Source organism: Streptomyces sp. NPDC096132 (assembly GCF_044763345.1).
Lineage (GTDB): Bacteria > Actinomycetota > Actinomycetes > Streptomycetales > Streptomycetaceae > Streptomyces.
The window spans coordinates 1-20,040 of sequence record NZ_JBIWGA010000056.1 but is presented as its reverse complement, the minus strand read 5'-3'; the positions used below and the strand labels follow the sequence as shown (position 1 = coordinate 20,040).

Annotated in this window: 14 protein-coding genes and 1 pseudogene; 11 read left to right on the top strand and 4 right to left on the bottom strand. The window is 68.8% G+C overall.

Annotated elements, in window-relative coordinates:
• Positions 1 to 57: 57 nt before the first annotated feature.
• Together ACIRF9_RS50800 and ACIRF9_RS50795 are read right to left on the bottom strand one after the other, a co-directional pair.
• On the bottom strand, positions 58 to 1,767 hold the full coding sequence (locus tag ACIRF9_RS50800) for a VanW family protein (protein WP_403837228.1): 1,710 nt from the start codon (positions 1,765 to 1,767) through the stop codon (positions 58 to 60).
• 204 nt (positions 1,768 to 1,971) lie between these two features.
• On the bottom strand, positions 1,972 to 3,558 hold the full coding sequence (locus ACIRF9_RS50795; protein ID WP_403837227.1) for a Na+/H+ antiporter: 1,587 nt from the start codon (positions 3,556 to 3,558) through the stop codon (positions 1,972 to 1,974).
• Positions 3,559 to 3,933: 375 nt separating this feature from the next.
• On the opposite strand from ACIRF9_RS50795, the gene ACIRF9_RS50790 reads away from it, so the two are divergent.
• The 4 genes and pseudogenes from ACIRF9_RS50790 (at position 3,934) to ACIRF9_RS50775 (ending at position 6,341) form a co-directional block, all read left to right on the top strand.
• Complete coding sequence (locus ACIRF9_RS50790) at positions 3,934 to 4,533, top strand: flavodoxin family protein (protein ID WP_403837226.1); 600 nt, start codon at positions 3,934 to 3,936, stop codon at positions 4,531 to 4,533.
• Between the two features lie 46 nt (positions 4,534 to 4,579).
• Positions 4,580 to 4,969, top strand: coding sequence for a nuclear transport factor 2 family protein (locus ACIRF9_RS50785; RefSeq protein ID WP_403837225.1), 390 nt, complete (start codon positions 4,580 to 4,582; stop codon positions 4,967 to 4,969).
• 29 nt (positions 4,970 to 4,998) lie between these two features.
• A pseudogene (locus tag ACIRF9_RS50780) lies at positions 4,999 to 5,366 on the top strand (hypothetical protein).
• Positions 5,367 to 5,471: 105 nt separating this feature from the next.
• Positions 5,472 to 6,341, top strand: coding sequence for a helix-turn-helix transcriptional regulator (locus ACIRF9_RS50775; protein WP_403837224.1), 870 nt, complete (start codon positions 5,472 to 5,474; stop codon positions 6,339 to 6,341).
• Between the two features lie 20 nt (positions 6,342 to 6,361).
• On the opposite strand, the gene ACIRF9_RS50770 is transcribed toward ACIRF9_RS50775, so the two are convergent.
• A complete protein-coding gene (locus tag ACIRF9_RS50770) occupies positions 6,362 to 7,795 on the bottom strand; it encodes an RICIN domain-containing protein (protein WP_403837223.1) in 1,434 nt (477 codons plus the stop codon).
• A 422-nt stretch (positions 7,796 to 8,217) separates the two neighbouring features.
• On the opposite strand from ACIRF9_RS50770, the gene ACIRF9_RS50765 reads away from it, so the two are divergent.
• The 4 genes from ACIRF9_RS50765 (at position 8,218) to ACIRF9_RS50750 (ending at position 13,973) form a co-directional block, all read left to right on the top strand.
• Entirely contained in the window at positions 8,218 to 11,115 is a 2,898-nt protein-coding gene (locus tag ACIRF9_RS50765; RefSeq protein ID WP_403837222.1) for a glycosyl hydrolase family 95 catalytic domain-containing protein, read from the top strand.
• A gap of 261 nt (positions 11,116 to 11,376) precedes the next feature.
• Positions 11,377 to 12,159 carry a TIM barrel protein gene (locus ACIRF9_RS50760; RefSeq protein WP_403837221.1) on the top strand — a complete coding sequence of 261 codons (783 nt, stop codon included), beginning with the start codon at positions 11,377 to 11,379 and terminating at the stop codon, positions 12,157 to 12,159.
• 113 nt (positions 12,160 to 12,272) lie between these two features.
• A complete protein-coding gene (locus ACIRF9_RS50755; protein WP_403837220.1) occupies positions 12,273 to 12,614 on the top strand; it encodes a Gfo/Idh/MocA family protein in 342 nt (113 codons plus the stop codon).
• A 333-nt stretch (positions 12,615 to 12,947) separates the two neighbouring features.
• On the top strand, positions 12,948 to 13,973 hold the full coding sequence (locus ACIRF9_RS50750; protein WP_403837219.1) for a LacI family DNA-binding transcriptional regulator: 1,026 nt from the start codon (positions 12,948 to 12,950) through the stop codon (positions 13,971 to 13,973).
• A gap of 109 nt (positions 13,974 to 14,082) precedes the next feature.
• Here the strand turns inward: ACIRF9_RS50750 and ACIRF9_RS50745 are convergent, their stop codons facing one another.
• Positions 14,083 to 16,314 carry an alpha-L-fucosidase gene (locus ACIRF9_RS50745; RefSeq protein ID WP_403837218.1) on the bottom strand — a complete coding sequence of 744 codons (2,232 nt, stop codon included), beginning with the start codon at positions 16,312 to 16,314 and terminating at the stop codon, positions 14,083 to 14,085.
• A 466-nt stretch (positions 16,315 to 16,780) separates the two neighbouring features.
• On the opposite strand from ACIRF9_RS50745, the gene ACIRF9_RS50740 reads away from it, so the two are divergent.
• The 3 genes from ACIRF9_RS50740 to ACIRF9_RS50730 all read left to right on the top strand — a co-directional run.
• Positions 16,781 to 17,845: a sugar ABC transporter substrate-binding protein gene (locus ACIRF9_RS50740; protein ID WP_403837217.1), complete on the top strand. Its 1,065-nt coding sequence runs from the start codon at positions 16,781 to 16,783 to the stop codon at positions 17,843 to 17,845.
• Positions 17,846 to 17,892: 47 nt separating this feature from the next.
• Entirely contained in the window at positions 17,893 to 19,455 is a 1,563-nt protein-coding gene (locus tag ACIRF9_RS50735; RefSeq protein ID WP_403837216.1) for a sugar ABC transporter ATP-binding protein, read from the top strand.
• The coding region (locus ACIRF9_RS50730) for an ABC transporter permease (protein ID WP_403837215.1) at positions 19,448 to 20,040 on the top strand (593 nt) is incomplete at its 3' end. The genes ACIRF9_RS50735 and ACIRF9_RS50730, both read left to right, overlap by 8 nt.

Here is a 20,040-nt window from a genome sequence, read left to right as displayed (position 1 = left end):
TGCCCCGGGGCAGGGGGCGCGGGGCACGGGGCAGGCCGTACGGTCGTCTTCGCCGCCTCAGTGGGTGGCTTCGCAGGTGATCTCGTCACGCGGGGTGTAATGCGTGCGGAACGGCTCCCGCTTCACTTCCTTGCCATCGTTGTGGAAGACCCGCTCGACGGTGACGTCGAAGCCCTCGAGCGGGGTCTGCGGCACGCACTTCTCGTCGGCGCTCACCTTCTGCTCCGGCGGCTTCACGTTGGTCCGAGGCCCCTTGACCGACGTGATCTCGTCGTACTTCTTGGTTCCGAGGAAGCTGACGGTCACCGAGGTGTCGGTGGACTCGGCCTGGATGTAGATGGCGTTGCCGGAGTCGTTGGTGAACCTGAGATCGAGGCTGCCCCAGGCGACCGTCGCCTCACGGCCCTCCGGGTACCGCTCGATGTAGAAGGAGTGGGCGCCGTGCTCCACGGGCTTGACCCCGGCGAAGAACATCGCGTTGAACACGGTCGTGGCCATGGCGGAAACACCCCCGCCGGCCGCCTTGGTGAACTGGTCGTCGAGGATCATGATGCCCTCGACGAAACCATTGGCCTCGGTGCGCCGGCCCACGGTCCGGTTGAAGCTCCAGGTCTCGCCGGGCATGACGACGGAGCCGTTGATGAGCTGCGCGGCCCGCCCGATGTTCTTCGTGCGGTACGCGGCCGGTTCGAAGTTGACGGTGAAGGAGGACATCTTCTCCTTCAGCCCCAGCCGCGCCGCGTTCTCGCGGGTCACCTCCGGCTCGGTCCGTCGCGCGGCCACTTCCCCGGTACGGGCGGCGCCCGCCTTGGTGAGCAGTGGCAGCACGGCCTTGCTCAGCGCCTTGTCGGTGATCTGTACGCCGATCCGGGCGTCGTCGGCCACCACGACCTGGTCGCCGTCCAGCCGCAGCCTGGCGTTCTCAGGCGTGGTGGTGATGCCGGTCAGGGGCTGGGCCACCGCGGGTGCGGAGCGCAGGCCCTTGCCGTCCAGCTTCGGAATCAGCCGGCCGGAGTCGTCCGGCCGCATCGTCAGGTATTCGCCCAGCACGGTCTGGCCGATCGTGAACCGCTTGCCGCCCGTGGTGAGCGTGACGGGAGCCGACATGGCCGGCTGCGCGAAGTCGCGCACCGCCCGCCGCACCTCCGCCGCCGTGACCTTCGGGTCGGTCTCGCGGGCGGGCAGGGTCGTGACCGTGTTGACCGCGCCGTGCAGGAAGGAGGTCCGCAGGGTGTCGACCGCGGAGTCCACGTCCAGTGCGTAACCACTGTGCGGAGCGACCTGCTCGACCTGGCCGTCCTCGAAGGTGACGGCGCCGTCGCGGACCTTCTGGTCGAGCGTCTTCGCCAGCTTGCCGAGAGCAGTGCGGGCCTTGTCCTCGTCGAGGCGTACGACCGGCTCCATGTCACTCCCCGAGCGGAAGAACCCGCCGATCACACTGAACGGGTCCGATGCGGTGCGCGCCGCCCGGTCGACGGTCTGCTCGGCGTCGAAGGTGAGCCCGGCCTGTCGCGGGTCGACGGTGCCGCTGCGGTCGCCGACCTTCACGGCCAGCTCCCGCGAGCCGGCCGCCGCCAGGTGGTCGTCCAGCTTGCGGATGGCCTCGGTACGGCTGAGGCCCCCGATATCCACCCCGCGCACTGTCGTACCGGCCTCGATCTCACCGCCCGTGAGCAGCAGCCCGGCCAGATACAGAGCACCGACACCGACGGTCAGCGCGCCGCCCGTCAGGGCGAGGGGCGGCACGGAGGCTATTCGGGGGCGCATGGGTCTCCGGGGCAAGGGATCAATGGGCGGTGCACGCGATGACGCAACGCCGTGCACAGGACAGAGGCTCAAGCTACCCACAACCGGCGATGAGTGCATATGTCACGTATCACGCATGTTCCAGATCACACCGGGGCATTTCGCCGCGTATCCGGCCGATGGCGGTGCGTGCACGGGGGGTGCGTGTTCCTCCTCGGGGACGAGTCATTCGACCGCCGCGCCTCCCGACAGGCGGACTTCTTCGCTGTCGAGGGCGGCCTGCAGCCGGCGCAGTACGGTGTCGTCGATCTGCCGCTCGTCGCGCAGTCGGACGACGGTGGCTCGCTTGTTGGCGATGAGGGCCAGGCGCAGCGCGAGGTAGTCCTGGTGCCGGAGCACCGCGGGGTCGTCGTGGGCACCCGCACTTCTGGCCCGGACGGACGCCAGATGTGCCTCGTACTCCTGGCGCAGCCACTCGACGATCTTCGGTTCGGACCGCAGGTCGGCGGCGAGTCGGGGCATCGCCTTGATCGCCTCCTCGATGGCGGCGGTCTCGGCGAGGTCGTGCTCGTCGTCGACCGAGGTGTCGGGTGGCAGCTTGGCCCAGCGCACCGCCACCGGCAGCAGAAGCCCTTGCACCACCAGCGTCACGAGGATGACGCCGGAGGTGACGAAGACGATGAAGTTGCGGTCGGGGAACGGCTCGCCCGAGTCGAGCGCCTGCGGCACCGAGAGCACCATCGCGAGCGAGACCGCGCCCCGGAACCCGGCCAGCCCGTTGACCACCCGGGTCCGGTGACCGACCCGGAGCCGGCGTTGCTGGGGACGGCGGTCGAGTGCGCGGACCAGGTAGGTGGAGGCGTACAGGAACGCGAAGCGTACGGCGACGATCACCCCGCAGATGACACCGACCGCGATCAGCGCATCCCGGACATCGGCACGGCCCAGGTCGCGGACCGCGTACTGCAGCTCCACCCCGACCAGGACGAACAGCGCCCCGTTGATGATGAAGGTGGCCAGTGGCCAGAACGCCAGTGCCTGCGTGCGGTGGGCGGCCGGGATGATGCGTGGGGCGACCTGCGTCATGATCAGACCGCTGACGACCACCGCGAGGACACCGGAGGCCTCGACCAACTCGGCGAGCAGATACGCCGTGAACGGCGCCAGGATCATGACGAGGTTGCCGAGCAGGGGGTCCTTCAGCCGGCGCCGCAGGTTCGTGTTGACCCAGGCGACCGCGACACCCACGGCCGCTCCACCGCCGTACGCGAGCAGGAACAGCCCGCCGACGTGTGGGACGCTCAGGTGCTCCTCGCCGACCGTGATGCCGACGGCGAGACCGTAGACGACCAGGGCCGTGCCGTCGTTCACCAGGCTCTCCGCGCGCAGGACGGTGACCTGACGGCGCGGCAGGGCGCCGGCGAGGACGCCGACCGCCGTCGCGTCCGTCGGGGCCATGGCCGCGCCGAGCACCCACGCCGGTCCCCAGGGCAGCCCGAGGGCGTGCCCGGCCGCCGCGACGGCCCAGGCGGTGAGGATCACGAGTACGGTGCTCAGCTGCACGATGCCGCGCAGGTTGGTGCGGATCTCCCGCAGCGAGGTGGTCAGGCTCTCCCAGTACAGCAGCACCGGGAGGAACAGCAACAGCACGACCTCCGGGGGCAGTTGCGCCTCCCGCACCGCCGGGATGAACCCCAGGAGCACTCCTGTCACGAGCAGGACGACGGGCGGGGCGATGCCGAGGCGCCGACCCACGGCGTTGCCCACCAGCACGGCCACGCCCAGGACCACGACAAGTTCGAGACCGAGCAAGGTGCTTCTCCTGGAGGAATGAAGAGCCGTTGTTCAGCGGAGTACGAGCTTCAGAGTCGTGTCCCGCGAGGCCACCATGGGATCGTCAGAATTGCACGCCAGGAGAGACGTATCCAGGGATAAAACCCTCCTACCCAGCCGAGTGGCGGACACCGCACACTGGCCGTTATGAGGGGCTGCGCCTCCTCTCCTGAAATGACAGGGGGACGCCCAACACAAAGGGGCTGCGCGATTTCCGGCACAGCCTCCTTCACTTTCCTCCCGGCCAGGAACAAATCCCGACCGGGGACAAATCCTTCCTCCCTTCGCTGCGGAATTCCGTGCCATTCTTCCAGAGCACGATTCACCCAATCCTTTTCGAGGAGTAATACCCCCATGTCCTCCATCTCCCGTCCCACGGTCGCCGTCGCGTTCCACTCCGGCTACGGGCACACCGCTGTCATGGCCGAGGCGGTGGCGCGCGGTGCCGCGGAAGCCGGTGCCGAGGTGATCTCCATCCCCGTGGACACGATCACCGACGAGCAGTGGGCGCAGTTGGACGCCGCCGACGCGATCGTCTTCGGTGCCCCCACCTACATGGGCACGGCGTCCGCCGCATTCCACACCTTCGCCGAGGCCAGCAGCAAGCGCTGGTACACGCAGACCTGGGCCGACAAGATCGCCGCCGGTTTCACCAACTCCGGCGCCAAGAACGGCGACAAGTCCTCGACCCTGGGCTACTTCTTCACGATGGCCGCCCAGCACGGCATGCACTGGATCAGCCTCGGCCTGCAGCCGGGCTGGGCCTCCACCGAGGGCAGCGAGGACGACGTCAACCGTCTGGGCTACTTCGTCGGGGCGGGCGCCCAGACCCCGGTCGATGCTGGTCCGGAGGCGGTCCACAAGTCGGACATCGCCACCGCCGAGAGCCTCGGCGCCCGCGTCGCGCGGCAAACCGCGTTCTTCCTCGCCGGCCGCGCGGCCCTCGCCGCCTGAACCCGAGAACCGCCCCCCGCACCCTGACACCAAAAGGAGCAGCATCATGTCCGACTCCCCGAACCTCGCTCTCGTCCGCCGGCTCTACGACTCCGGCATGGCCCCGGACGTGGTCGCCGAGGTCATCGACCCCGACATCGTCTGGGACATCACCCCCGGCTTCCCCTACGGCGGCGTCTACCAGACCTGGGCGAGCGCCGGCGGTGACTTCTTCGGCCGGCTCGCGCCCCGCTTCACCTCCTTCGGCGCGGTGGCCGAGGACTTCTACGACGCCGGTGAGCACATCTTCGTCCGTGGTCACTACCACGCCGTGTCCAAGTCCGGCGAGGAGTCGGACGCCCGCTTCATCCACCTGTGGACGGTCGGCGACGGCAAGCTCACCCACCTGGTGCAGGCCGCCGACAGCCACGTCGTCCAGCAGGCCGCGAACAACTGACCGCCCGCGCTCCCCCGAGGGAACACCCCATGGCGAAGATCCTCTTCCTCGTCACCGCCGCCGACCACTGGACCCTGGCCGACGGGTTCGAGCAGCCGGCCGGCTTCTGGGCCGAGGAGGCCATCGGTCCGTACGGCGTCTTCAAGGAGGCCGGCTACGAGATCGCGTGAACGACTGGCTCGCCTCCGGCAAGATCGTGTCGCTGGTCTGCCACGGCCTCGCCGACCGGGCGAAGTGGCTGCTCCAGGACCGCCTCGTCTCCGAGGTCGGCGCGGACTACCGCAAGGGCGAGGAAAACCTCGCCCCCCACCTTGAGGTGGACCGCACCCTGATCACCGGCCAGAACCCCGCCTCGGCCGTTCCGCTGGCCCCGGAAGTCGTCAAGGCGCTCGCCTGACACCCCGCACCACCGCTCAAACGCTGAACCCGCAGGGCGGCCGAGGGCTTCCAGGGACAAATCCCTCCCCCTGACAAGACGGCTCCTCGATGTCAGGGTGATGGCATGCACCGCGATCCTCACCGCCATGATCTGGGGGAATTCCTCAAGGCGCGCCGCGCCGAACTCGACCCGGCCGCCGTCGGCCTGCCCGACGGCGGCCCGCGGCGCGTGGCGGGCCTGCGACGTGAGGAGATCGCCGTACTGGCGGCCATCAGCACCGACTACTACGCCCGCCTCGAACAGGGCCGTATCCAGCCCTCGCAGTCCGTACTGGAGTCCCTGGCCCGGGTGCTGCGCCTGGACGACGATCAGCGCGCCTACCTGTACGAGCTCGCGGCCAAGGACGCATTCCGCACGCACCGCCGGCAGCCACGCCCCAAGGCACAGCCGCAGTTGCACCGCATGCTCGACGACATGGCGCACACCCCCGCGTTCGTGATCGGGCCACGCACCGAGATCGTCGCCTGGAACACCATGGGGGCCGCCCTGATCACCGACTTCGGCGAGATTCCCGAGAATCGGCGCTACTTCATCAGGCTGCTCATCACCGACCCCGCGATGCGCGAGCTGTACGCGGACTGGGAGGGCGTCACCCGGCTGGCCATCGCCCAGATGCGGATGCACAACGCGAACAACCCCGGGGACGCGCGGCTCGCCGCTCTGGTGGGCGAGCTCTCTGTCCGGGACGACCGGTTCCGCCAGTGGTGGGCCGCCCACGACGTCGCCGTCCGGGACACCGGGACCAAGCACCTGCGTCACCCCGTGGTGGGGGACCTCCATCTCGACTGGAACGCCGTCACCTGGGCCGCCGACCCCGACCTGCAGATCATCGTGTGGACCGCCGAGTCCGGCACGCCCACCCATGACAGCCTGCGCATGCTGGCGTCCTGGGCGGCGGACCCGAGCCACGCGCCCAGGAGCAGCTCCGTCTGACCGCGCTCTTGGTCGGCCGGTCAGCCGGTGTGGCGTTGGAACTGCTGGTTGGTGCCGGTGCCGCAGGTCCACTGGATCAGCTTGGCGCCGTTGGCTGTGGAGGCCCCACTGATGTCCAGGCACTTTCCGCTGGAACGGGAGACAAGACGCACGTGGCCCTGACCGGCGTCCTGGAGCTGCCACTGCTGGTTGGTGCCGGAAGAGCAGGGCCACTGGACGACCGGGGCGCCGTTGGAGGTGGAGTTGTCGGACACGTCGAGGCACTTGCCGCTGTGCTCGGCCATGAGCTGGACGTATGCTCCGCCCATGTCCTTGAACCAGTAGGCCTGGTTCATGCCGCCGTTGCAGGTGTACTGGGTGAGCTGGACGCCGTCGTCCGCCGACTTGCCGGGCACGTCGAGGCACTTGCCGCTGTGGCGCGCGGTGAGCGACTCCCACGGGCCGCCGACGCCGTCCACCGTGCCGGCGGCGGTGTCGATGGCGATCTGGGGGAACCAGTCCATGGTCATCGTGGTGTCGGTGGGGAACTCCAGCGGCAGCCATACGTACTTGGACGCGTTGACGTTCTGCCCGAAGGAATTGCCCCAGCGGTCTGCCATGTAGAGGTACTCGGTCCTCGCAGTGCCCTGGACCGGCAGGACGTACGCCGTCTGGGAGCCGTAGGCAGTCGCGTCGCCGACGTTCTGCAGGGCGCTCCAGGTACCGGTCACGCTGGAGGCGGTGGCGTACTTCTGCTGGTTGGGATTCCAACCGGTGGCGCCGGAGGTGAGCAGGAAGTAGACACCGTCGCGCTTGAACATGGCCGGCGCCTCGCGGAGTTGGCCCGGCCACAGCAGCTGCACCCGGCTCTCCACGCCCAGATAGTCGCCGGTGAGGCGGTAGACGTGCAGGTCGCGATTGTTGTTGGCGGCCGAGATCATGTAGCCGGTGCCGTCGTCGTCGCGGAACAGCGTGATGTCCCGGGACATGTAGCCGAGCGGCCGGAAGCTGCCCTGCCAGGTGTAGTCGCCGTCGACGGTGTCGGAGACGGCGACCGCGGCCCGGGCCTCGTTGTAGTCGCCGCCGTTCTCCTTGTGCATCCACATCACGAACTTGCCGGTCGTGCTGTTGAAGATGACCTTCGGCCGCTCGATGTTGGCGACCGCCAGCTCCGGATCACTGGACTGGGTCAGGACGTCGCGTCGGAACTCCCAGGTCTTCAGGTCCGTCGAGCGGTAGACCGAGACGGCCTTGAACGTGTTGTCGGCGTTCCGGTTCTCACCGAACCAGTAGTAGTACGAGCCGACTCTGATCACCCCGCCGCCGTGGGCGTGGACCACCGCTCCGGTGTTGTCGGTGAACTGGGTCGCGTTGAGGAGCGTGACGGAGGCTGCTTGGACAGGCGTACCGACCGCCAGGAGCCCGACCAGGCTCATGAGTGCGGCCAGCAGGAGGAGACGGGCGCGACGGAACATGGGGTTCCTTCGGGGAGAGGAGACGCGACGGCGCCGCAAGGCTTGCAGAAATGTTGGACCTTGTTGGTTTTCGACTGAGCAACGTAGACGTCGGGCGCGCCGTCGTCAACGCTTCGGGCAGCGATTCGCAAACTCGAAGCTCCCTAGCGGGACCTTTAAGACATCCCATGTCTATATCTCGACGGCGACTCTCAGCGCGCGCGCCTCTCGCCGATTTTTGCGAAAATCAGTCGCACTACTAGACACGGACCCCATCGATCATTCTTAATCCATCCAATGTCTTGGAACGGGCGCACCGGAGCGCTGCCCCGCCCTGCCAGGACCGTGCCGCCCTGCCGTACTGCAGCGCCGCCCGTCCCCCCACCCCACCCCTTCGCCTCCTGCCGAGCCGCGCCCACCGAAAACCAACGGAGTTTCACACCATGGAACTGCCCCACAGCGCCCTCAACCGCCGACGCTTCCTCACCGCCGTGGCCCTGACCGCCGGCACCACGGCCCTGCCCGGTCTCATGTGCGCCGACCGAGCCGGCGCAGCGGTCCCGCCCCAGGTCACGCTCCCGGAACGAGGCATCTGGGACAACGCCACCGCCTCGACCTGGACCGACGGTTTCCTGAGCGGCAACGGCGAATACGGCGCCGTCTACCACGGGGCACCGACCCTGGAAAAACTGATCGTCAATCACCACCGGTTCGTGCTGCCCAACGGCAGCCGGAGTGTGATGCCCCCCGTGCTCTCAGGTCAGTTGGAAGCCGCCCGGGACAAAGCGCTGGCCGGCGACTACTCCGGAGCGGCCTCGACATTCGCCAATGGCTGGAGCCTGCGCTGGACGCAGACCTTCCACCCGGGCTACGAGCTGCAGCTCAGCACCCCGGGCATGACGACCGTCAACGACTTCGCCCGCATCACCGACTTCCGCACCGGCGAGCTCACCCACACCTGGACCGACAGCTACGGAACCTGGCGGCGCCGCCTGTTCGTCTCCCGCGCCGACGACGTCATCGTCCACGAACTGCAGGCCGCCACCGGCCGCACGGTCGACACCACCCTCAGCGTCAACACCGCTCTCGACGGCGTCCCGACCAGCGTCTCCTTCTCCACCACCGCCACGGTGAGCAACGGCGACGGGTATCTGAACCTGCGCGGCACCTATCCGTCCGGGGGCGCCTACGGGTACGAGGGCGTCACCCGGGTCGTCGTCTCCGGCGGCAACGCCTCGGTCACGGCCAACGGGCAGACCCTCGTGGTCGCCAGGGCCACCAAGGTGCTGCTGATGACCAAGCTCGGCCGGTACGAGACCTCGACCGGCTGGAACTCCCAGCCCCTGCAGACCGCCCTGGCCGGCCTGACCGCCGACTACGCCACCCTGCTCGGCCTCCACGCCCCGCGGCACCAGGCGATGTACGACCGCTCCAGCATCGACCTGAACGTCTCCGCCGCCGACCGGCAGCTGCCCACCAGCGAGCTGCTCACCCGGCAGAACAACAACACCTCCGCCATCGACATCGCGCTGCTGGAGCGGATGTACGACTCAGGCCGCTACCTCTTCGTCAGCTCCAGCGGCATCCTGCCCCCACGCCTCACCGGCATCTGGACCGGGACATGGAACGGCTCCTGGGCGGACGACTTCACCACCGACGCCAACATCAACCTGCAAGTCGCCGGCGGCAACATCCTCGACCTCGGCGATGCCATGCAGGGCTACTTCGACCTGATCCTCGGCCAGTTGGCCGACTGGCGCGACAACGCCACCAACCTCTACGGCGCCCGCGGCATCTTCGCCCCGTCCCGCACGGACGGCGAGTACGGACACATGCTGCACTTCAACAGCGGCAGCTTCCCGGGCCAGGCCTGGACCGGCGGCGCCGACTGGCTGCTCCACCCGCTCCTGGAGCACTACGAGATCACCGGCGACACCGACTTCCTCAAGAACAGGCTCGGCCCGGCACTGATGGAACTCGCCTTGTTCTACGAGGACTTCCTCACCCGCACGGACTCGAACGGCAAGGCCGTGTTCGTCCCCTCCTATTCCATGGAGAACACCCCGACCAGCACGGGCCAGGCCTTCTCCATCAACGCCACCGGCGACATCATGGCCGGCCGGCACGCCCTGCGGGCCGCCATCGACGCGGCCGACACCCTCGGCGTCGAGCAGGGCAGCGGCCAGGGAGTGGAACGCTGGACCGTCCTGCTGAACAAGCTGCCCGACTACACCGTCAACAGCAGCGGTGCCCTGGCCGAATGGTCCTGGCCCGGCCTGACCGACCGCTACAACCACCGGCACGTCCAGCACCTGTACGGTGCCTGGCCGCTGCACGAGATCAACCCCGAGGACGAACCCGACCTCGTCAAGTATGCCCGCAAGGCCCTGGACCTGCGCGGCGACCAGAACTACTCCGCCCACGGCAGCCTCCACCGGGCCCTGGCCCGCGCCCGCCTCAAGGACGCCCCCGGCGTCTACGGCAACCTGCTGAAGATCTACGGCAAGAACATGGTGTGGCGGTCACTGATGACCTCTCACAACCCCAACCTGGACATCTACAACTGCGACGCCGCCAACACCATCCCCGCCGTCCTCGGCGAAGCGCTCGTCTACACCCGCCCCGGTGTCCTGGAAATCCTGCCCGCCCTCCCCGACCAGTTCGCCAAGGGCGCCATCAAGGGGGTCCGCGGCCGCGGCCGCCTCACGATCAAGTCCCTGACCTGGGACACCGAAGCCCGCACGGCAACCGTCGTCGTCACCTCCGCCATCGACCAGGACGTCACCTTCATCTGCCGGCGCGGCATCACCTCCCTCAGTACCGGAGCCACGGTCACCACGTCCCCCCTCGGCAATCACGCCCGCGTCGTGACGCTGACCGCCGGAACGAGCACCACGATCACCGTCGGCCTGCTGACCGGCCCCTTCAAGCTGGTCAACCGCAAGAGCGGCAAGGTGCTGGACGTCTCCGGCGCCTCCACCTCCAACGGCGCCGCCGTCATCCAGTACGCCTGGTCCGGCAGCGCCAACCAGCGGTGGAAGCTGGTCCCCGACTACGACGGCTCCTTCCGCCTGTCCAACGTCAACAGCGGCAAGGTGCTCGACAACCCGGGCGGCTCCACCAGCGCCGGCACGGCCCTCGACCAGTACGCCGACACCAACAGCGGCAACCAGTGGTGGAAGCTCGTTCCCTCCGCCACCGACGGCTACTACCGCCTCGTCAACATCAAGAGCGGACTGTGCGCGGACGTGCAGAGCGGATCGACCGCCGACGGCGCCAAGATCATCCAGTGGTCCACCAACGGCGGCGCCAACCAGGACTGGCAACCAGTAGGCGTGTGACGGTTGCCGGAGCATCAGCGGGTTCTCCAGGCCACGGTCACTTCGAGCCCCGATCCGGTGGCGAGAAGGACTGTCGTGGCCGCGACGGCGCGTCGAGACTTCTCCCGGCCAGGCGGAACTGCCTTCCTTGCCGCCCGCTGACTGGAACGTTATAGCCTTCACGGCCGCCGGGCACTTGACAGAGTCCGGTGGCGGCTGGCGTACTGCTCAGTGCCTATAGAACGTTCTAGTATCCGAGCGTCCGGAGAGAGGAGAGCCGCGATGTACGCACTGGCGGTCTGCGCGGAAATGGTCTTCCGTGACCTGCCGATCGAGCAGCGGGCCCGGCGTATCCACGAGGCCGGCTTCCAGGTGGAGATCTGGGACTGGACGAAGCACGACCTCGACGCCCTCGCCCGGAGTCCCGCCGAATTCGTCTCGATGACGGGGTACGTGAACGGCAGCCTCACCGATGCGGACGGTGCCGCCGAGCTGCTGCGCACGGCCGAGGAGTCGCTCAAAGCGGCCGAGCACCTGGGCTGTGGCCGGCTGAATCTCCACGGAACCGGCCTGGACGGCCAGGGCCTGCCCGTGGTGCCGGTGCACGGGGAACCCACGGGCGAGATGTGGCTGGCCGCCCAGCGCACCCTGACGCGGATCGCCGAGCTCGGTGAGAGCGCCGGGGTCGTGTTCACCCTGGAGAACCTCAACACCGCGGTCGACCATCCGGGCGTGCCGTTCGCCAGGGCCGCCGACACCCTCGCGCTGGTCGCCGCCGTGAACCGGCCGGGTCTGCGCATGAACCTGGACCTCTACCACGCCCAGATCGGCGAGGGAAACCTGATCGAGCTGGTCCGCAAAGCCCACGGCGCGGGCCTCGTTGGGGAGATCCAGGTGGCGGACGTACCGGGCCGTTGCGAGCCCGGCACGGGAGAGATCAACTACCCGGCCGTCGCCCGGACTCTGGCGGACATCGGCTACGAGGGCACCGTGGCCATGGAGGCATGGGCGTCCACCGACAGCGAGGCCGCTCTGGAGCGCTTCCGGGCCGCCTTCACCGTCTGACACGAGCCGGCCTCGGGACATCTCGTCCCCCTCGCGTCACCACCACGGCCCTCACCACAGTCTCAGCACAACGCAGATCGACGCAGATCGGCGCAGATCACGGAGACGTGTTCATGACCTCCCCCCAGTCCCTCGCGGTCGGCCTCGTCGGCGCCGGACGCATGGGCTCCTTCCAAGCCGAGACCCTGGCACGCCGCCTGCCCGGCGTCCGGCTGGCAGCCGTCGCCGACCCCACGCCCGGCGCCGCCCAGACGCTGGCCGAGCGCCTCGAGTGCCCCAAGGCGTACACGGAGATCGGTGAGCCGCTCGCCGCCCCGGAGATCGAGGCGGTCGTGATCGTCACCCCGGCACGCACCCACGCCGGTCTGATCCGCCGCTTCGACCCGGGCTTCCGCGCCGCTCACGAGAAGATCACCTCGGTGACATCGGCACCCCGCAGCTGCTGCGCTCCCTGACCCGCGACCCCCAGCTGCACGACCCCTCGCGCATCCCGCCGTGGACGATCTTCCTGGTGACGCAACGGCGCCATCGCCACCGCAGAGGCCAACTTCCAGGCGGTGTACGGCTATGACGTCCGTGGCGAGGGGAAGGGCGCGGAGGGCATGCTCACCCTGGGCGATCTCCGCCGCACCCATCTGACGGCGTACGCGACATCCGGCAGGCCCCCACGGCCGGGCAGCCCGCGTCGCAGCGCTGAGCGCACGGGCCACCACTCCCCCGCGGAGACGTGGGACTGGAACGTTTTACACTCGGCCCCCAGGAGACAAAGCCGACCAGGAGAGGACCGGATGCCTGCGACTCCGGCTGTCCCGGACGGGAAACGACCGACGCTCGCCGACGTGGCGGCACGGGCGGGTGTGTCGACGGCGCTGGTCTCCATCGTCATGCGCGGCGCGAAAGGGGCCAGCGAGGCCACCCGCGAGCGGGTCCTCGAAGCCGCGCGGGAGATCGGGTACCGTCCGGACGCCCGGGCGCGGCTGCTGCGCAGCCACCGGTCCCGGCTGCTCGGGGTGCAGTTCGGCCTTCAGCATCCCTTCCACGCCGACCTGGTGGAAGGCGTCTACGCGGCTGCCGAACCGGCCGGGTACCAGATCGCGCTGAGCGCCGTGGCCGCCGGGCGCGGCGAGCAGCGCGCCGTCGAGACGCTGCTCGCCGACCGCTGCGAGGCACTGATCCTGCTCGGCCCGCAGGCTCCCGCCCCGCGCCTGGCCGAGCTCGCCCGGCAGGTGCCGGTCGTCTCCGTCGCCCGGCGGCTACGGCCGTCCGTCCCGGGCGTGGAGGTCGTCCGCACCGCCGACGCCGAGGGCGCCCGCGAGGCCGTGGACCACCTCGTGGCCCTGGGCCACCGCGAGATCGTTCACATCGACGGCGGCAAGGCACCCGGCGCGGCCGACCGCCGCCGCGGCTACCGCACCGCCATGAACCGCCATGGCCTGGCCGAACACATCCGCGTACTCCCGGGCGGGCTGACCGAGGCGGAGGGCGCCGAGGCCGCCCGAACCCTTGCGGCGGCCCGCCCGCGCCCCACCGCGGTACTGGCCTTCAACGACCAGTGCGCGACCGGCGTCCTCGACGTCTTCCTCCGCTCCGGTATCGCCGTCCCCGGCGACGTCTCCCTCGTCGGCTTCGACGACAGCCACCTGGCCCGCCTGGCCCACATCGACCTCACCACCGTCGGACAGGACATCCCCCGTCTCGCCGGCCTCGCCGTCGACCGGGCCATCGCACGCCTGGAAGGCGACGGGGCGCCCACCGGGGAACACGTCATCGCCCCGCACCTCGTGGTCCGGGGAACGACCGCACCGCCCCGCTGAAACCGGCCCGGTGCGCGGCGCTGGATGCGAGGGCTCGGTCGCGGCCACCGCGGCTGTGGCGGTGTGCGCCAGGCACGCCTCCACAGCCGCTCATCGCGTCCGGCGAGGATCACAGGGCCGTGAAGGTCCACAGCAGGTTGGTGCTGCTGCCGTAGGTCCACTGCTTGGTGACGGAGCCCGAGGCCACGTTGCCGCCGCCGTCGAGGACGAGGCCGGTGGTGCGGTTGGCGATGGAGTGGCGGCCGTCGCCCCGGTGGGTGATCGTCCACTGCTGGTTGTTTCCGCCGTTCCAGGCGGCCTGGCGGGCGGCGGAGCCGTTGGCCGTCGCGCCCCAGCCGTCGGCGACCATGCCGTTGGTACGGTTGACCAGCTTGTAGTAGCCGCCGCCGACCTCCACCGCCTGCCATTGGAGGTTGGGGCTGCCGTCCCAGCTCCACTGCTTCAGGTTCGAGCCCGAGGCGACGTTGCCGCCGCTGTCCAGGGCGAGGCCGTCGGTGACGTTGGTGATCCGGAAGTACGTCGACGGGTTGAACTGGACCTTCAGTGAGGTGATCTTGTCGTTGTTGCCGGTGACCCGGAGGTCGGCGTTGTCGGCGGTGAAGGTCCAGGAGGTGCCGGTGAAGCCGTCCCCGGAGTAGCCGGTGACCTGGTGGCCCGGGGCGAGCCGGAGGGAGGAGATGGTGAGGGGGCCCAGGCCGGCCGCTGTCAGCTGGGCCGCGGTGTAGTCACCGGCTGCGAGCACGGCGGCGTCACCGGCGTAGTTCACGTCCGTGCAGGCGGTGGCGCCGGACAGCGGGCGCAGACCGGGGATGGTGCCGGAGAACGCGAGCTTCAGGACGTAGGCGTTGGCGCTGTAGGGCGCCGAGGAGGGGAGAGTGACCGTGAGGCCGGAGGAGGTCTGGGTCGGGGCGGGCAGGTCGATGTAGGTGCCGGCGGTGGAGTCGAGGAGCTTGACCGAGGTGAGCGACGACAGGTTGATCCGGTCGGAGCTCAGGGTCTTGATCGTCAGGGAGCTGCCGGGCCAGCCCAGGGCGGTGGCGTACAGGACCGTGCCGGCCTTGTTGCGGGTGAAGCGGATGTCCTGCGCGGTGCCGGCGTGCGGGGTGGTGAACGCGCCGCCGCCCATCTTCGTCGGGCCCTCGCCGTACGTGGTCCACGCGCGGGTCGAGTACACCGACTCGCCGAAGCGATTCAGGTGGTCTCCGATGGCGAGCAGGATGTCCTTCTGGGCCTGGGGGATGGTGCCGTCGGCCATCGGCGCGATGTTCAGCAGCATGTTGCCGTTCTTGCTGACCCGGTCGAGGAACGAGTGCAGCATCTGCTGGGCGGTGTAGTAGCCGATGCCCTGGGTGTAGCACCAGCTGGTGCTGGAGACGCTGTCGTCGGTGAGCCAGTAGGGGGAGGTCAGGTCGGCGGGGCCGCCGCGCTCGTAGTCGAAGACCTCCCCCTTGCCGTTCATGCCGTCCTTGTAGGTGGCGACGACCTCTTTGCCCCAGCTGTTGGCCTGGTTGTAGTAGTACGACAGGAAGTTCAGGCGCTGCGTCTCGTCGACGGCGTCCAGCTTGAAGTCCTGCCAGAGGATGTCGGGCTTCGCCCGGTCGATGACCTCCTTGAGCTTGTCGTACCAGAGCTGGTCCTCCTGCGCCCTGGTCAGCTGCCCGTAGAGCTTCTTCAGACTGGGGTCCGTCTGGGCGGGGGCGTACTCGTAGAAGCCGTTGTAGTTGTACGCGTGGTGCATCGCCACCAGCAGCTTGAGGTTCTTGGCGCGGATGGCCGTGGTGAAGAGCTGCAGCAGGTTCAGCCCCGGCCCCTTGTCCACCGAGTTCCACTCGTTGACCTGGCTGTCCCACATGGAGAAGCCGTCGTGATGCTCGGCGACAGGACCGGCGAACTTCGCACCGGCGTCGACGAACAGCTGCGCCCACTCGTCGGGGTCGAAGTTCCCGCCCGCCGACTTCAGCTTGGGCGCGAACTTCACGGTGTTGCCGGCCAGGTCCTGCGCTCCGTTGATGAAGTTGTGGTACGGCCACGCCGAGGGCTGCCCGAAGGTCGCCACGTGGTGCTTGTTGGCGTTGCTGCCGCTTTGGTACATGTTGCGCCCGTACCACTCGCTGTCGAACGCCGGGACGCTGAAGACGCCCCAGTGGAAGTAGATGCCGAACTTGGCGTCCTTGAACCACTCCGGGGCCGGCGGGTGCTGGTCTACCGAGTTCCAGTCGGGCGTGTACGTGCTGGGCGCCGCCTGCGCGCTGCCGGCGCCGAACACTCCTCCGGCGACGGCCGCCGCGGCCACACACGTGGCGCCGGCCAGGAACTGGCGTCTGTTGATCGAACTGGGCATGAGACATCCCTGATACGGAAGGGGCAGGGGGAAGGCAGGGGGAAGAGGTGCCGGCGCGGCTCACCGTGCCTGGGGCGCCGCTTGTTACGCATGAAGGTCCGCCATGTGTCCCCGGAATGTCAACGGGCGTGCAGGGATGAAAGTGCCACCCAGGTAGGCGTTTTGAGCATTTTCTCACGATTTGTCCCGCATCGCGGTCACCCAGACATGGCATGTTTCCCCGAGGGGACCTGACCGATTCCCGGCCGGGCATGAACATGATTGATGGGATGGTTTCGACCTTCAGGGGGACACAGCCCTTTCCCGGCAAGGCCATGAGCTGGCGCTTAAGCATTGATCTCGCCCGGGACTAGACAGCGGCCTCAGGATCCACCTATACATACATCCCATCTCTCCGATGCGGCGACATACAGACGTCGCCCAGGCGAAACATCTCCCGCTCCGGGACCAGCGCGAGGAAGTACCGATGAGACTCAGAAACGTCCTCTGCTCCACCGCCTCCGCCCTGACCGCACTGGCGCTGCTCAGCGCGTGCGGCGGCGGCTCCAGCACCTCGGCGTCGTCGAGCGACACACCGATGGTCGGCGTCGACTACCCGCGCTCCGACACCGACTTCTGGAACTCGTACATCAAGTACACGCCGGAGTACGGCAAGGAGCTCGGCCTCTCGCTCAAGACCACCAACTCGCAGAACGACGTCGCCAAGCTCACCGCGAACGCCCAGACGTTCATCAGCCAGGGCGTCAAGGGCATCGCGATGGCCCCGCAGGACACCGCCGCCATCGCGCCGACGCTGGCGCAGCTGGAGGCGAAGAAGATCCCCGTCGTCACGGTCGACACCCGCCCGGACAGCGGCAAGGTGTTCATGGTGGTGCGGGCCGACAACCGGGCGTACGGCGAGAAGGCCTGTCAGTACCTCGGCACCAAGCTCGGCGGCAAGGGCAAGGTCGTGATGCTGGAGGGCGGCCTGGACTCCATCAACGGCCGTGACCGCACCGAGGCGTTCAACGACTGCATGAAGAAGAACTACCCGGACATCAAGGTGTTCGGCGAGGCCACCAACTGGGACGGCGCCGTCGCGGCCCAGAAGCTCCAGACGGACCTGACGGCCAATCCGGACATCAAGGGCGTCTACATGCAGTCCAGCTTCGCCCTGGCCGGCACGCTCCAGGTGCTCAAGCAGAAGGGTCTGCTGGTCGACCCGTCCGACAAGAAGCACGTGTTCGTCGTCTCCAACGACGGCATTCCGGAGGAGCTGAACTCCATCGCCAGCGGCAAGATCGACGCCACGGTCTCCCAGCCGGCCGATCTCTACGCGAAGTACGCCCTGTACTACCTGAAGGCCGCGATCGACGGGAAGACGTTCAAGCCCGGCAAGACCGACCACGACAGCACCATCGTCCAGGTCCGCGACGGGCTGTTGGAGGACCAGCTCTCCGCCCCGCTGGTCACCGCCGACGGCGGTACCTACGGCGGTGTCCCGAGCCTGAAGAGCACCGACACGTCCCTGTGGGGCAACAACCTCGGCTGACATCCCCTGTCAGGGACCCAACGGCTAACGAGTACAAGGCGGTTGAGATGAGCGACGGGGAGCGATCAGTCACCCCCGCGCCCGCCCCGGCGGACGACGGACGGGCCACAGCCGGCCCGCCCGTCGTCGAGGCGACGGGCATAGTCAAACGATTCGGTCCGACGGTGGCCCTCAGCGGCGCCCGGATCACCATCCGGCCCGGCGAGACCCACGCACTCGTCGGCCGCAACGGGGCCGGCAAGTCCACCCTGGTGTCCGTCCTCACCGGACTGCAGGCCCCGGACGAGGGCACGGTCACCTTCGGCGGTGAACCCGCCCCGCGGCTCAGCGACCGCGACGGCTGGCGGCAACGCGTGGCGTGCGTCTACCAGAAGTCGACGATCATCCCCACGCTGACCGTCGCCGAGAACCTCTTCCTGAACCGGCACGACCACGGGCGCAGCCGGCTCATCAGCTGGCAGGGTGTGCGCCGCCGCGCGCAGGAACTGCTGTCCGCATGGTCGGTCGACGTGGATCCGCAGACCCCGGCAGGCGAACTCGACGTGGAACAGCGGCAGTTCGTCGAGATCGCGCGTGCGCTGTCCTTCGGCGCCCGGTTCATCATCCTCGACGAACCCACCGCCCAACTCGACGCGGCCGCCATCAACCGGCTCTTCGAGCGCATCCGCGACCTGCAACGCCAGGGCGTGACCTTCCTGTTCATCAGCCACCATCTCCAGGAGATCTACGAGATCTGCGACATGGTGACGGTGTTCCGGGACGCCCGGCACATCCTGACCGCCCCGGTCGCAGAACTCCCCCGCACCGAACTCGTCGCCGCCATGACTGGCGAGGCGGCGGCCGGCCGGCGGGAAGAACGGGTGAGCACCCTCGACACCGGCGCGACGGCAGCGCTGAGCGTGAAGGGCCTGAGCGGCGGCACCTACACCGACGTCACCTTCCAGGTGGGCGCGGGCGAGATCGTCGGGCTGGCGGGGGCCGCGGGCAGCGGTCGTACGGAGCTCGCCGAGACCGTCGTAGGACTGCGGGCTCCGGACGGCGGCGAGGTGGAGATCGCCGGAAACCGGCCCCGGCCGGGAAGCGTGCCCGCCGCGCTCGCCGCGGGCGCCGGTTTCGTCCCCCAGGACCGGCACCACCAGGGCTTCGTGCCCGACCTGTCGATCGCGGACAACGCCACACTGTCCGTACCCCACCGGCTCGGCGACAACGGGTTCCTCAGCCGCGGCCGACGGGACCGGCTCGCCGAAGCCATGATCGAGAACCTGGCGATCAAGACGCCCGGACCCGAGCTGCCGGTCTCCGCGCTGTCCGGCGGCAACCAGCAGAAGGTCGTCATGGCGCGCGCCCTCGCCGACGACCCCCGGCTGCTGGTGCTGATCAACCCGACCGCGGGCGTGGACGTGCGCTCCAAGGAGTTCCTCCTCGGCAAGGTCGAGGAGACCGCGGACACCGGCACCGGAGTGCTCATCGCCTCCGACGAACTCGACGACCTGCGCATGTGCGACCGGGTCCTGGTGATGTTCCAGGGCCGAGTGACCTCTCAGATCGCCCGCGGCTGGCACGACCACGACCTCGTCGCCGCGATGGAAGGAGTGGACCTGAATGCCTGACACCGTCCTCGCGGACACCCCCGCCCCCAAGGCCGCCGCGCCGCAGGCGAAGAGGACCGGACTGTTCGGCGGGCGCATCCCGCTCGCCCGGCTGCGCGACCTCGCGCTCGTCCCCGCGATCGTGGTCATCGCGATCGTCGGCCAGATCGTCAACCCGGTCTTCCTGCAGACGGACAACCTCATCAACGTCCTGCAGACCATGTCCGAGATCGCCCTGCTCGTCCTCGCCCAGACGATGATCCTGATCGTCAAGAAGATGGACCTCTCGCTGGAGTCCACCATGGGCCTCGCCCCCGGCGTCGCGGCCTGGCTGGTGGTACCGACCGGCGCCGGACACGGCCTCGGACTGCTGCCGGGCGCCTGGGCCATCCCCGTCACCCTCGCCGTGGGCGCCCTCGTCGGTGTGATCAACGCGCTGCTGATCATCCGCTTCGGCCTCAACGGCTTCATCGTCACCCTCGGCATGCTGATCGTCCTGAGAGGTGTCCTGACCGGCATCTCCGGAGGCCAGACCTTCTTCCAGCTCCCGCAGTCGATGCTCTACCTGGGCACCGCCGAATGGTTCGGCATGCCGGCCTCCATCTG